Genomic DNA, 12,701 nt, shown 5'->3' on the forward strand with positions numbered 1-12,701 from the left:
ATCAGCCGATGAAGGCCCAGAGCAGGAAGCCGCCGTAGGCCACCGAGGTCAGCGACGTCAGGCCCAGCGCGACGACGAGCTCCTTCGGCTCGCGATAGGTCCACACGATGAGGATCGCGGGCAGCGCTGCCAGCAGTGCGAGCAGCGACAGCCACGCGATGGGGTAGAACAGCGCGAGGAAGCCCGCGAGCACGAACGGCACGAGCACGAAGATCGTGAAGAGCCACCGCGTCGCGGTTCGGCCGATGAGCACCGTGAGGGTGCGCTTGCCGGCCTCGCGATCCTGGTCGATGTCGCGGAGATTGTTGGCGAGCAGCACGGCGCACGCGAGCAGACCCACGGCGACGGCGCCGAACCACGCTTCCTGCGGCAGCGCGAACGCCTGCACCCACGTCGTGCCGAGGGTGGCGACGAGCCCGAAGAAGACGAAGACGAACAGCTCTCCCAGTCCGTAGTACCCGTACGGACGCTTGCCGCCCGTGTAGAACCACGCGGCGAGGATGCAGACCGCGCCCACCGCGAGGAACCACCACTGCTGCGTGCGGATCGTGATCGCGAGGCCCGCAAGTGCCGAGATCGCGAAGAACGTGAGGGCCACGATGAGGACGGTGCGCGGCTTCGCCTTGCGTGAGGCGGTCAGCCGAGCAGGACCGACGCGGTGATCGTCGGTGCCGCGGATGCCGTCGCTGTAGTCGTTCGCGTAGTTCACGCCGATCTGGAGCGAGATCGAGACGATGAGGCAGAACAGCGCGATGACCCAGTGGAACTCGTCGACGACGAGCATCGCGGCCCCCGTGCCGACGAGGATCGGGGTGACGGCCAGCGGGAATGTGCGCAACCGCGCGGCGCCTACCCAATCGCCGAACGTCGCCTTCGCGACGGTGCGCGGATCGCGCGGCGCGTGGGCCTTCTGCGGGTTGCCGCGCGGCGGCTGCTTCTTCGGACCGTGCGCCTTGCGCTTCTTGCTGGGGGTACCTGCCACGAGCAGTCATCCTAGATCCCCTTCCGATGCGCACACGCGCAGAGGTAGCACGGCTCGCGCCGCAAACCGTAGGAGATGTCGGCCGTTCAAGCCACGGGCGGGCCGGTATGCACCGAATCTCCTACTCTTTGCGACGGTTCGTCCAACCTCTTGGCAGGAGATGACTCCTGACGCATGATGGCGGCATGCTCAGCCTCGGAACAACCGTCCTGTCGGTCGAAGACCTCACGCGCGCCGGCGACTTCTGGCGCGCGGCTCTCGGTTACGTCAACCGCAGCGAACCGAGCGACGACTGGGTCATCCTCGATCCGCCGGACAAGCAGAGCTGGGACGCGCCCGGCGCGAGCATCGCGCTCTCGGTGACCGGGTACCCGGTGCACTACCCGCCGCGCATCCACCTCGACCTGTACGCCGACGACCAAGCCGCCGAGATCGCGCGACTGCTCACGCTCGGCGCGCGCGAGGTCGATTTCGACGGCTATCCGCCCGACGCCGACTGGATCGTGCTCGAGGACACCGAGGGCAATCGGTTCTGCGTCATCGACACCGGCGAGCGCGACTGATCAGTGCAGGGCGGCGACGGCGCGACGGATGGCCTCGCGATCGGGCTTGCCCGACGGCAGGGTCGCCAACTCGTCGACGAGCACGAGGCGCGCAGGACGTGCGTGCGCCCCGATCTCGTCCGCCACGGCGACGCGCGCCTCATCGAGCTGGATCGACTCGCTGCGGCGCAGGGCTTCGCCGCGCGTCGCGACGATGACGGATGCCTCGCCCCACCGCGCGTCGGGAACCCTGACGACGACGGCCGACGCGAGACCCGGCACGCTCCGCACGACGCGCTCGACGCGGTCGAGCGAGATGTTGATGCCCCCCGAGACGATGACGTTGTCGATGCGACCGCGGATGCGCAGCACGCCGTCCTCGACGATCCCGGCGTCGCCCGTGCGGTACCAGCGGGTGCCGTCGACGTCGCGGAGGAACGCGGCATCCGTCAGCTCCTCGTCGCCGAGATACCCGTCGGCGAGCGTCGGTCCCGATAGCTGCACCTCGGCATCCACCACGCGGACGCCGACGCCGCGCAGCGGAGACCCGTCGTAAACGCAGCCGCCGCTGGTCTCGGTCGAGCCGTACGTGCGCGCGATGCGCGCGCCCGCCTGCTCGGCGCGCTCGAGCGTGACGGGCGGGAGCGCCTGACCACCGATGAGGATCTTCTCGAACGAGCGCAGGGCGGCCAGCACCGCCGAATCGTGCTCGGCGGCGTCGAGAAGCGTCGTCAGCTGAGCCGGCACGAGCGAAGTGAAGGTCGGGATCCGGGAGCCGTGCTCCGTCGACACCATCATGAGCGCGGCGGCGGCGAACGCCTGCGGCGTGAACGATCCGCTCATGATCGCGGGCTCGCGGTCCGCGACGATCGCGCGGACGAGCACCTGGAGCCCCGCGACATAGCTCGCCGGCAGTGCGAGCAGCCACGACCCTTCGCCGATGCGGTCGGCCGTCGCGAGCGCACTCGCCGTCAGCGCGTCGCGACTGAGCACGACGCTCTTGGGCACGCCCGTCGAGCCCGACGTCGTGACGACGACCGCCGCGCCAGCGCGCACTTCGGTGCCGACGTGGCCGACGAGCCCGAGCGCCAGCGCGGGCCCCGGGCCGTGCAGCGCGGACTTCAGCGCGCGGAGGATGTCGCGGGGGTCGTCGCCCGTGACGGGTTCGAGTCGCATCAATAGTGGTAGGGGTAGGGCGACCAGTCGGGATCGCGCTTCTCGAGGAAGGAGTCACGGCCCTCGACGGCTTCGTCGGTGCCGTAGGCGAGTCGCGTCGCCTCGCCGGCGAAGAGCTGCTGACCGACGAGCCCGTCGTCGACGAGGTTGAACGCGTACTTGAGCATGCGGATCGCGGTGGGCGATTTGCCGAGGATGACGCGCGCCATCGCGATCGCTTCGCGCTCGAGCTCCGAGTGGGGCACGACCCGATTGACGGCCCCCAGCTCGTATGCGCGCTGCGCGGAGTACTCCTCGGCGAGGAAGAAGATCTCGCGCGCGTTCTTCTGACCGATCTGGCGCGCGAAGTACGCGGAGCCGTAGCCGGCGTCGAACGAGCCCACGTCGGCGTCGGTCTGCTTGAAGCGCCCGTGTTCCGCCGAGGCGACGGACAGGTCGCACACGACGTTGAGCGAGTGCCCACCGCCGGCAGCCCATCCGGGAACCACGGCGATCACGACCTTGGGCATGAAGCGGATGAGCCGCTGCACCTCGAGGATGTGCAGGCGCCCCGCCCGGGCGGGGTCGGTCACGGCATCCGTCTCGGAGTACTTGTAGCCGTCACGGCCGCGGATGCGCTGGTCGCCGCCCGAACAGAAGGCCCAGCCGCCATCCTTCGGGCTCGGTCCGTTGCCGGTGAGCAGGACGACGCCGATCTTCGGGTCCTGGCGCGCGATGTCCAGCGCCCGGTAGAGCTCGTCGACCGTGTGGGGCCGGAAGGCGTTGCGCACCTCGGGCCGGTCGAACGCGATCCGGGCGATGCGGCCGTCGTGCGAGACGTGGGCCGTGATGTCGGTGTACGAATCCGCGCCGGGGGCCGGCATCCATTCGTCCGCGTCGAAGAGCTCCGAAACCATGGGCTTCACTCTAGAGCGCGAACCTCAGGCGTTCTTGGCGTCGCGCCAGGCGAGCCAGCGCTCGACGATCGAGTAGTCGTAGTCCGGTCCGCCGAAGCCGAGCGTGAAGAGTCGCGCGCCGCGCGCATACAGGTCGTCGGCGTCCGACTCGTCACGTCGCTGCAGCTCGTTCGAGATCACGATGCCGCTCGTGTCGCGGCCGTCCTTCTCGCCCCAGCGCTCGATGACCGAGATCTTGTGCGTGAGGTCGTCGCCGTGCGTGAAGCTGTGCCAGATGTCGGCGTGCTTCGCGACGAGGCGGAGCGTCTTCTGCTCGCCCTTGCCGCCGATCATCACGGGGATGCGACGCGTCGGCGCGGGGTTGAGCTTCGCCCATCGCGCCTCGATGCGATCGAGACTCTCGGCGAGGTCGTTCAGGCGCGTACCCGGGGTGCCGAACTCGTAGCCGTACTCGTCGTAGTCGCGCTGGAACCAGCCCGCGCCCGTGCCGAAGATGAACCGGCCCTCGCCGCCGTTCTTGGCGGAGATGTGGTCGATCGTGCGGGCCATGTCGGCCTGCAGATCGGCGTTGCGGTAGCTGTTGCAGTTCACCAGCGCGCCGAACTCGACGCGCTCGGTCTGCTCGGCCCACGCCCCGAGCATCGTCCACGACTCGAAATGCGGGCCGTCCATGTCGTCACCGTGCAGCGGGAAGAAGTGATCCCAGTTGAACAGGATGTCGACCCCGAGCTCTTCGAGCCGGAAGACCGCGTCGCGGATCTGGGGGTAGGTCACGTGCTGCGGCTGGATCTGCACGGCGAGGCGCACGGGGGTGTCGAGAAGCATTCCTCAAGCCTAGGCACGCCGCCGGCATGGTGGGCCGCGAGAACCCATCCGCGGGACGAGAACACACGCTCGAACGGGTGTTCTCGTGACGCAGTCGGGTTCTCGCGGCACTGGCGGATCATCGCCGGGCGCGCAGCGCCTTGAGGAAGCCGTCGAGGATGTCCCACGCGGCGACGCCCGCGATCACGAACCCGGTGACCGTCGAGACGACAGATGCCACGGTCGCCGCCGAATCCTCGGGGATCACCGTGGAGAAGAACTCCGGGTTGATGAGCGTGCCCTGCACGAGCAGCACCAGCGCCGGAACCGCCACGGCGAGCGCGAGGACCGTGTTGAGCACGGCGAACGCGATCGTCCATCGTCCGACGACGTAGACGAGCACGGCGAGCATCGCCTCGACCGCCATCACCAGGAAGAGCAGGAACACCCACCACGGCCACAGGCCGGGGTCGAGGAACGACAGACCCGGCTCGCTCGGCGCGAAGCCGATGAAGTGGTCCCAGACGACCGCGCCCGCCGCGAGCACGAGGAACACGATCGAAGCGATCATCTCGCCGAAGGTCGTGCCCTTCTCGCGCGGCTCGGGGAGCGAGTCCGGCGTCCACTCGCCCGACATCGGAGCCTTCGACCCCGAGCGCTCGACGATGAAGAAGACGAGAGTCACCCAGAAGCCGACGTGCACGATCGTCGAGATGAGCACCGCGAAGACGCTGCCCACGATGTCGCCGAAAGGCTCGCCGGCCAGCGTCATGCCGAGCGCGACACCGAAGACGGCGCAGGCCGGAACGATGGCCCACAGGAGCTTCAGCAGGCGCCACCAGTCGAGGTAGTAGCGCGGGCCGATGAGGTAGAGCTTGCGGTCGGTGTATCCGGCCGCGAGCTTGTCGGGATCGCCGAGCTCGGTCAGCACGGCCCGCTCCGCGGAGTCGTGCGGCTGACCCGCTTCCAGGCGCGCGTCGAGCTGATCGGCGATGCGCTCGCGCAGCTCGGCCGCGATCTCGGCGCGCTGGTTCTCGGGAACGCTGCGGGTCGCGGCATCCACGTATCGATCGGTCAGAGTGGCGTTCATGTCAGTTCTCCTTCGGGAGTGCGCCGATCGCTGCCGCGAGCGCGCGGAACTCTTCGGTGAGGGAGGCCGCGAGTCGGTGACCCGCGGCGCTGGTGCGGTAGAACTTGCGAGGCCGCGCCTCGTCGGTGTTCCACTCGCTTGTGAGGTGCCCCTGCTTCTCCAGCCGCCGCAGCAGCGGATAGAGGGTGTTGGCGTCGGTGTCGAACCCGCGCCCCTGGAGCTCTTCGAGCAGGCCGTAGCCGTAGCCCGGTTGTTCGAGGAGCCGGAGGCACGCCAGCACGACGGTGCCACGACGCAGCTCTTGCACATGCGTCTCGAGTGCTTCGGTTTCGCTCATGCCTCACACCATACTGTGTTACGCACACTATCGTCAATGGCACATTGAAGTCTTACTCGCGACCCTTCTGCCCCGCACGCTCGCGTGACAGGATGAGCGCATGAGCCGCCCGTCGCTGTGGACACGAATCACGAGGCCGTTCCGCCGCGCGCCACGCACCTTCGAGCAGGCGCAGACGCGCGAAGCCGCGGAGCGGGCGCAGCAGTACGCTCAAGCGCGCAGCGAGGCCCAGTCCGCCCTCCAGCGGATGCCCCGGCCGTATTGAGCGGAGTGCCGTGACCACCATCCCCGGCCTCGCCGAACTCCTCGCGTCGGCGCGCGTGGTCGCGCTCCCCCTCGCGACCCGGTTCCGGGGCGTCGACGTGCGCGAGGCCGTCCTGTTCGAAGGCCCCGAGGGCTGGACCGAGTTCTCCCCGTTCGTCGAGTACGACGACATCGAGGCGGCCACGTGGCTCGCCGCTGCCGTCGATTACGGATGGATGCCGCAGCACGAGCCGCTGCGCGAATTCATCCCCGTCAACGCGACGGTGCCCGCCGTCGCCGCGGCATCCGTTCCCGAGGTGCTCGCTCGCTACGACGGATGCCGCACCGCCAAGGTCAAGGTCGCCGAGCGCGGCCAGTCGCTCGCGGACGACGTCGCGCGCGTGCGGGCCGTGCGCGAGGCGATGGGACCCGAGGGGCGGGTGCGCATCGACGCCAACGGCGGGTGGAACGTGGACGAGGCGGAGCACGCGCTTCACGCTCTGGCCGAGTTCGACCTCGAGTACGTCGAGCAGCCGTGCGCAAGCGTCGACGAACTGGCCGACGTGCGCAGCCGCGTGAAGTACATGGGCATCCCGATCGCGGCGGACGAGAGCGTCCGCAAGGCCGAAGACCCGCTCGCCGTCGCGCGTGCGGGCGCCGCCGACCTGCTCGTCGTGAAGGCGCAGCCGCTCGGCGGTGTACGCCGCGCCCTCGAGATCGTCGCCGAAGCGGGCCTGCCCGCCGTCGTCTCGAGCGCCCTCGACACGTCGGTCGGGCTCGCGATGGGCACTGCGCTCGCCGCCGCGCTGCCGTCGCTCGACTACGACTGCGGGCTCGGCACGGCCGCGCTGTTCACGACGGACGTCGCCGAGCCGCCGCTCGTGCCGGTGCGCGGGATGCTGCGGGTCGGGCGCATCGCGCCGTTCGATCTCGACCGGATCGAGGCATCCCCCGATCGCGTCGCGTGGTGGCTCGAACGGGTCGCGCGCTGCCACGCGATCCTGACGTCCGCGGACTAGCTATGCGGGCAGCTCCACGAGAAGCTGCGCGGTGCTCGCGAGCTCCTCGTTCGTGCGGCGACACATCTCCTCGTTCGACAGCCCGGCCATGACGCCGCGCACCGACGTGTTCTCCCACACGGTCAGCAGCAGCCGCGCGCACTGCTCGGCCGGCATCCGGAAGCGCAGGGTGCCAGCGCGGCCGATGTCGGTGATGATGTGCTCGACATTGCGCAGCATCTCGGCCTCCTGCGCGAGGTACGCGGCCGCGAGCGCGGGGTTGCGCAGGGCATGGATGCGGATCTCGCTCATGAGCAGGACACCCAGACGATCGTCGGCCGAGACGTCGAGCACGCCCTGCACGATCCGGAGCGGATCGGCGGGCACCTCGGTCAGCACGCCCTCGCGCTCGAGCTCGGAGACGCGGCCGCGCACGGCATCCACCCGCTCGCGTGCGACGCGACCCACGAGCTCGAGGAACAGTTCGTCCTTCGTCTCGAAGTTGGAGTAGAACGCACCGCGCGTGAAGCCTGCGGCCTCGCAGATCGCCTCGACGGAGGCCGCATCGAGGCCGACCTCGGCGAAGACCTGGGCTGCGGCGTCCAGCAGCTTCTGACGCGTCGCCTCGCGGCGGCGCGTCGTGACACCCACGTCGGTCATGCGTCCTCCTTCCGCCATCTTCACACGGACTACTCAGGCAAGGGCGAGCGGATCGCCTTACGATACACTCATGTATCCGATACAGCGCTGTATCGAAAAGTTCTGACTCGGCTCGGAGGCGCTGTTGTCCACTCTTCTCTACGCGCTCGGACGCTGGTCGTTCCGTCACCCGTGGCGCGTCCTGATCTCCTGGATCCTGCTGCTCGGCATCGCCGGCGGGGGCGCTCTCGCGTTCAGCAAAGGCACCGACAACTCGTTCTCGATCCCGGGCACCGAGGCGCAGGCGGGTCTCGAGCAGCTCAACCGCACCTTCCCGCAGGTGAGCGGCACGAGCGCGCAGGTCGTGATCGTCTCAGGTGACGGCTCCGTCGTCACCGACGAGCCGTACGCCTCCGCGATCACCGACACGGTCGCCGATCTCGGTCGCATCGACGGCGTGCTGGGCGTGACCGACCCGTTCGACGAGATGGTGAGCGGACTGGTCAACGACGACGAGAGCGCGGCGATCATCCGGCTGCAGTTCGACGGGCAGGCGACGGACGTCTCGCCCGAAGCGAAGCAGGCGTTGACGGATGCCGCGGCCGACCTCGAAGCGGATCTCCCGGCCGGATCCCAGGTCGCGCTCGGCGGCGATCTGTTCTCGATGTCGGTGCCGGGCATCACGGTGACGGAGCTCGTCGGCATCCTGATCGCCCTCCTCGTGCTCATGGTGACGTTCCGCTCGTTCCTCGTCGCGGGGCTGCCCCTCGCGACGGCCCTGATCGGCGTGGGCCTCTCGATGGCGCTCATCCTGCTCTCGACGGCCTTCGCGTCGATCTCATCGACGACGCCGCTGCTGGCCCTCATGCTCGGACTCGCGGTCGGCATCGACTACGCCCTGTTCATCGCCGCACGACATCAGGATCAAGTGCGCGGCGGCATGGACCCCGAGGAGTCCGTCGCGCGCGCGACGGGCACCGCGGGCTCGGCCGTCGTCTTCGCCGGGGTGACCGTGCTCATCGCGCTCGTCGGGCTGTCGTTCGCGAACATCCCGTTCCTCACGACGATGGGCATCGCCGCGTCCGTCGCGGTCGCGATCGCGGTGGCGGTCGCCGTCACGCTCACGCCCGCGCTCCTCGGGTTCGTGAAGGGCCGTGTCGTCGGTCGGCCCCGCAAGGCGCGCGCGGCCGAGACGAAGGCCCCTCGCCGCGGATTCGCCGACCGCTGGGTCACGGGCGTGACGCGGCATCCCGTCGTCACGACCGTCGCCGTCGTGGTCGGCCTCGGCGTGCTCGCGATCCCCGCGTCGAGCCTCGCCCTGGCCCTGCCGAACGCCGGCGTGCAGCCGGAATCATCGCAGGCGCGCGTGTCGTACGACCTCGCGGCCGAGCAGTTCGGCCCGGGCTTCAACGGTCCGCTCATCATGACCGGCACGATCGTCACCTCGACCGACCCCGTGGGCCTCATGGACGACCTCGCCGCCGAGGTCGAGAAGGTGCCGGGCGTCAAGGAGATCGCGCTCGCGACGCCGAACGAGACGGCCGACACGGGCATCATCCAGGTGATCCCCGAGACAGCGCCCGACGACCCCGCGACCGCGCAGCTGGTGCGCGACCTGCGTGCGCTCGCACCCGAGCTCGCCGACGAATACGGCGTCGACCTCAAGGTCACCGGCTTCACCGCCGTCGGAATCGACATCTCCGACCGGCTCGGCGGGGCGCTGTTCCCCTTCGGCCTCTTCGTCGTGGGCCTCTCGTTCATCCTGCTGATGATCGTGTTCCGCTCGATCGCCGTGCCGCTCACGGCGGCCGTCGGCTACCTGCTGTCCGTGACCGCCGCATTCGGCGTCGTCGCCGCCGTCTTCGAGTGGGGCTGGTTCGCCGACCTGCTCCATGTCGCACGGGTCGGGCCGATCATCAGCTTCATGCCGATCGTGCTCATGGGCGTGCTCTTCGGCCTCGCGATGGACTACCAGGTCTTCCTCGTCTCGCGCATGCGCGAGGACTACGTCCACGCCGTGCGCCGCGGCGAGAAGGCCGATAAGAGCACCGCGGTGGCCGCGATCCGCTCCGGGTTCACCGCATCCGCCCGCGTCGTGACCGCCGCCGCCCTGATCATGTTCGCGGTGTTCGCGGCCTTCGTCCCCGAAGGCGACTCGTCGATCAAGCCGATCGCCCTGGGACTCGCGGTCGGCATCGCGATCGACGCGTTCCTCGTGCGCATGACGCTCATCCCCGCGCTCATGGCGCTGCTCGGCGAGAAGGCGTGGTGGATGCCGCGGTGGCTCGAACGCGTTCTCCCGCACTTCGACATCGAAGGCGAAGCGGTCGAGCGCGAGCTCGCCCTCGCGGACTGGCCCGAGCCGGACACGACCGCCGCTGTCGTCGGCGAGCGCGTCGCGGTGCGCGCCGAGACGGGACGCGCCGCGGGTGAGGTCACGCTGTTCGAGGGCGCCGACTTCCGCGTCGAGCCCGGCGGCACGCTCGTGGCGACGGGCGACCCCCGCGCGGGCCGCGCGTTCGCGCTGACGATCGCCGGACGCCTGACCCCGAGCGACGGACTGCTGCGCGTCGCGGGGCACCTGCTTCCCGGCCGCGCGGCGTGGGTGCGCGCACACGTCGGCGTCGCACTGCTCGCCGACGCCGACGACCCTGCCCGCGAACTGCGGCGGGCCCTCCGCGGCAAGACCACGCTCGTGGTCGTCGACGGCCTCGATGCCGTCGACGGCGCCGCGCGCGACCAGGTCGCAGCGGTGCTGCGGGATGCCGCGACCGGACGCCCGGTCACGCTCGTCGCGACGGCCCAGAACGAGGGCCGCGCGCTCGCGATGCTCGCCGATGCGCGGCGCTCCGACATCCATTCCCTTCCCCTGCGAGCGGGCGTCCGCCCGACCACCGAGGTGACCGCATGACCACCGTTCTCGAGCGCGCCCGTTCGCGCAAGCCCATCACGTGGCTCACGCTGATCGGCGTGCTGCTGCTCCCGGTCGTGATCGGCGGCATCCTCGTCGCCGCGCTCTACAACCCCGTCGAGCGCCTCGACGGCATGCAGGCCGCGATCGTGAACGACGACGAACCCGTCACGATCGACGACCAGCTCGTCCCGCTCGGCCGGCAGCTGACCGCGGGACTCGTCGAAGGAGCCGACGACCAGCCGTCGAATCTCGACTGGACGATCTCCAACGCCGACGACGCGGCCGAGGGCCTCGCCGACGGCACCTATGCCGCCGTCATCTCGATTCCGTCGAACTTCTCGGCGGCGGCGACGTCGACGCGGCCGGGCGAGACGCCCGAGCAGGCGACGATCCAGGTGCAGACGCCGCCCGACAGCCTCATCGTCGATGACGCGATCACGGCGCAGGTCGCGGCGGCCGCGGCATCCGTCATGGGCGACCAACTCTCGTCGGTATACCTCGAGAACGTGTTCCTCGGCTTCACGACGCTCGGCGACCAGCTCGGCACCGCCGCCGACGGCGCATCGCAGCTCGCGTCGGGTGCGACGTCGGCCGCCGACGGTGCGGACCATCTCGCGAGCGGGATGCCGCAGCTCTCGCAGGGCGCGTCGGGCCTCGCGTCCGGTGCATCTTCGTTGCAGTCCGGCCTCGGTCAGCTCGCCGGCGGGGCGCGCGGCGCCGCCTCGGGCGCGGACCAGCTGGCGGCCGGGGTGAACGCCGGGGCTGACAAGGTGATCCGAGAGGGCATCGTGCCGTCGCAGCTCACGCAGGTCGCCGCGGGAGCCGAGACGGCGACCTCGCTTGCGGCCGGGCAGGCGAAGGATGCCGCGGCTCAGGTCGCCGGTACCGCGCAGACGCTCGGAGCGCTCGCGGCCCAGTGCACCCAGTCGGAGGACTTCTGCGCGGCGCTCGCGACCGCCGCATCGTCTGCGGGCACGGCCGCCGTCTCCGCGGGCACGACCTCGGCGATCCTGTCGGGCGACGGGTCGGAGCAGAACCCGGGCGCGGTGGCGCTCACGGGCTACGCCAGCGACGGGATCGCCCAGCTGGCGAAAGATGCGCCGACAGCGCTCGCCGCTCAGTTCCGAGAGATCGCGACGAACATCTCCGCTCTCGGTGGCGGTATGAACAAGGTCGCCGGGGGCATCGATCAGTCCGCGGCGGGCGCGGGTCAGCTCTCGTCCGGCGCCACGCAGCTCGCGGGCGGAATCGACCAGGCCGGCTCGGGTGCGGTGTCGCTCGCGGACGGCGTCCGGCAGCTCGCCGACGGCACCGACGAGCTCGCGTCGGGCCTGGCGACCGCGGTCGAGCAGGTTCCCTCGTACAGCGACTCCGAGGCATCCACCCTCGCCGACGTCGTCGCGAACCCGGTCGAGGCAGAGGGGGTCGGCACGTCGCTGTTCGGCGCATCGGCGATCCCACTGCTCGCGATGCTCGCGCTGTGGTTCGGCGGCCTCGGCACCTTCATCGCCCTGCAGGCCGTCTCGCGCCGCGCACTGTCGGCGCGCGAGCCGTCGATCGCCCTCGCATTCCGCTCCTTCCTGCCCGCCGCCGCGCTCGGCGCCGCGCAGGGCCTTCTCGTCGCCGGAGTCGTGCAGATCGCCGCCTCGTACGAGTGGGGGCAGTGGTGGGCGTTCGCGGGCATCTCGGTCGTCGCCGGGGTCGCCTTCGCGGCCGTGAACCAGGCACTCGTCGCGGTCTTCAGCGGCGCCGGACGATGGATCGCCGCACTCATCGGAGTGCTCGCGATCGCGACCGGCGTGGTCTCGACGGCGCCCGGGGCCTTGGCGGGCATCGCGGGCCTCATGCCGACGGCCCCCGCGTATCACGGCATGGTCGCCGCCCTCACGTCAGCAGGCGGCTACGGCGTCGCGATCACGGGGATGCTCATCTGGGCCGCCCTGGCCTTCACCGCGACGATCCTCGCGGTGGCGCGCCGCCGGACGACGTCCGCTCGCGCGCTGCTCGAGGCATCCCCCGCTCCCGCCTGACGAGCGCTTCGTTCGCCTCAGAATGCTTCCCAGCCTCCGGCAGGCGGCTC

Annotated in this window: 12 protein-coding genes; 5 read left to right on the forward strand and 7 right to left on the reverse strand. The window is 70.3% G+C overall.

Annotation, left to right across the window (positions count from 1 at the left end; genetic code table 11):
* Position 1: 1 nt before the first annotated feature.
* On the reverse strand, positions 2-982 hold the full coding sequence (locus tag MA876_RS00965; RefSeq protein WP_248145180.1) for a 1,4-dihydroxy-2-naphthoate polyprenyltransferase: 981 nt from the start codon (positions 980-982) through the stop codon (positions 2-4).
* A 185-nt stretch (positions 983-1,167) separates the two neighbouring features.
* Between MA876_RS00965 and MA876_RS00970 the strand changes: the two genes are divergently transcribed.
* Positions 1,168-1,545 (forward strand): VOC family protein, encoded by a 378-nt coding sequence (locus MA876_RS00970; protein ID WP_248145182.1) that lies wholly within the window; start codon positions 1,168-1,170, stop codon positions 1,543-1,545.
* Here MA876_RS00970 and MA876_RS00975 read toward each other — a convergent pair whose 3' ends face one another.
* The 5 genes from MA876_RS00975 to MA876_RS00995 all read right to left on the reverse strand — a co-directional run bounded on the left by MA876_RS00975 (position 1,546) and on the right by MA876_RS00995 (position 5,827).
* Complete coding sequence (locus tag MA876_RS00975) at positions 1,546-2,700, reverse strand: AMP-binding protein (RefSeq protein WP_248145184.1); 1,155 nt, start codon at positions 2,698-2,700, stop codon at positions 1,546-1,548. It lies immediately after the preceding gene.
* Positions 2,700-3,596, reverse strand: coding sequence for a 1,4-dihydroxy-2-naphthoyl-CoA synthase (locus MA876_RS00980; RefSeq protein ID WP_248145186.1), 897 nt, complete (start codon positions 3,594-3,596; stop codon positions 2,700-2,702). Before MA876_RS00980 ends, MA876_RS00975 begins: the two co-directional genes overlap by 1 nt.
* Before the next feature lie 24 nt (positions 3,597-3,620).
* Complete coding sequence (locus tag MA876_RS00985; protein ID WP_248145188.1) at positions 3,621-4,421, reverse strand: LLM class F420-dependent oxidoreductase; 801 nt, start codon at positions 4,419-4,421, stop codon at positions 3,621-3,623.
* A gap of 118 nt (positions 4,422-4,539) precedes the next feature.
* A complete protein-coding gene (locus tag MA876_RS00990; RefSeq protein ID WP_248145190.1) occupies positions 4,540-5,490 on the reverse strand; it encodes a permease prefix domain 1-containing protein in 951 nt (316 codons plus the stop codon).
* A gap of 1 nt (position 5,491) precedes the next feature.
* Complete coding sequence (locus MA876_RS00995; protein ID WP_248145193.1) at positions 5,492-5,827, reverse strand: PadR family transcriptional regulator; 336 nt, start codon at positions 5,825-5,827, stop codon at positions 5,492-5,494.
* A gap of 100 nt (positions 5,828-5,927) precedes the next feature.
* Here MA876_RS00995 and MA876_RS01000 point away from each other — a divergent pair, with 100 nt between their 5' ends.
* Positions 5,928-6,092, forward strand: coding sequence for a hypothetical protein (locus MA876_RS01000; protein ID WP_248145195.1), 165 nt, complete (start codon positions 5,928-5,930; stop codon positions 6,090-6,092).
* A gap of 10 nt (positions 6,093-6,102) precedes the next feature.
* Complete coding sequence (locus tag MA876_RS01005) at positions 6,103-7,089, forward strand: o-succinylbenzoate synthase (protein WP_248145198.1); 987 nt, start codon at positions 6,103-6,105, stop codon at positions 7,087-7,089.
* Here MA876_RS01005 and MA876_RS01010 read toward each other — a convergent pair whose 3' ends face one another.
* Positions 7,090-7,728, reverse strand: coding sequence for a TetR/AcrR family transcriptional regulator (locus tag MA876_RS01010; protein WP_248145200.1), 639 nt, complete (start codon positions 7,726-7,728; stop codon positions 7,090-7,092).
* A 124-nt stretch (positions 7,729-7,852) separates the two neighbouring features.
* On the opposite strand from MA876_RS01010, the gene MA876_RS01015 reads away from it, so the two are divergent.
* Both MA876_RS01015 and MA876_RS01020 read left to right on the forward strand, forming a co-directional pair.
* On the forward strand, positions 7,853-10,618 hold the full coding sequence (locus MA876_RS01015; protein ID WP_248145203.1) for an efflux RND transporter permease subunit: 2,766 nt from the start codon (positions 7,853-7,855) through the stop codon (positions 10,616-10,618).
* The gene (locus tag MA876_RS01020; protein WP_248145205.1) at positions 10,615-12,651 is read left to right on the forward strand and encodes a YhgE/Pip domain-containing protein; all 2,037 of its coding nucleotides are present in this window, start codon (positions 10,615-10,617) and stop codon (positions 12,649-12,651) included. The genes MA876_RS01015 and MA876_RS01020 overlap by 4 nt, the downstream gene beginning before the upstream one ends.
* Positions 12,652-12,701: the final 50 nt, after the last annotated feature.

Origin of the sequence: Microbacterium aoyamense, assembly GCF_023155855.1 — a bacterium.
GTDB lineage: Bacteria > Actinomycetota > Actinomycetes > Actinomycetales > Microbacteriaceae > Microbacterium > Microbacterium aoyamense.

Bases quoted from the DNA above. Each gene is read 5' to 3' on its own strand.
- MA876_RS00970 (WP_248145182.1), top strand. From the start codon at position 1,168: ATGCTCAGCCTCGGAACAACCGTCCTGTCGGTCGAAGACCTCACGCGC.
- MA876_RS00975 (WP_248145184.1), bottom strand. From the start codon at position 2,700: ATGCGACTCGAACCCGTCACGGGCGACGACCCCCGCGACATCCTCCGC.
- MA876_RS00980 (WP_248145186.1), bottom strand. From the start codon at position 3,596: ATGGTTTCGGAGCTCTTCGACGCGGACGAATGGATGCCGGCCCCCGGC.
- MA876_RS00985 (WP_248145188.1), bottom strand. From the start codon at position 4,421: ATGCTTCTCGACACCCCCGTGCGCCTCGCCGTGCAGATCCAGCCGCAG.
- MA876_RS00990 (WP_248145190.1), bottom strand. From the start codon at position 5,490: ATGAACGCCACTCTGACCGATCGATACGTGGATGCCGCGACCCGCAGC.
- MA876_RS00995 (WP_248145193.1), bottom strand. From the start codon at position 5,827: ATGAGCGAAACCGAAGCACTCGAGACGCATGTGCAAGAGCTGCGTCGT.
- MA876_RS01000 (WP_248145195.1), top strand. From the start codon at position 5,928: ATGAGCCGCCCGTCGCTGTGGACACGAATCACGAGGCCGTTCCGCCGC.
- MA876_RS01010 (WP_248145200.1), bottom strand. From the start codon at position 7,728: ATGACCGACGTGGGTGTCACGACGCGCCGCCGCGAGGCGACGCGTCAG.
- MA876_RS01020 (WP_248145205.1), top strand. From the start codon at position 10,615: ATGACCACCGTTCTCGAGCGCGCCCGTTCGCGCAAGCCCATCACGTGG.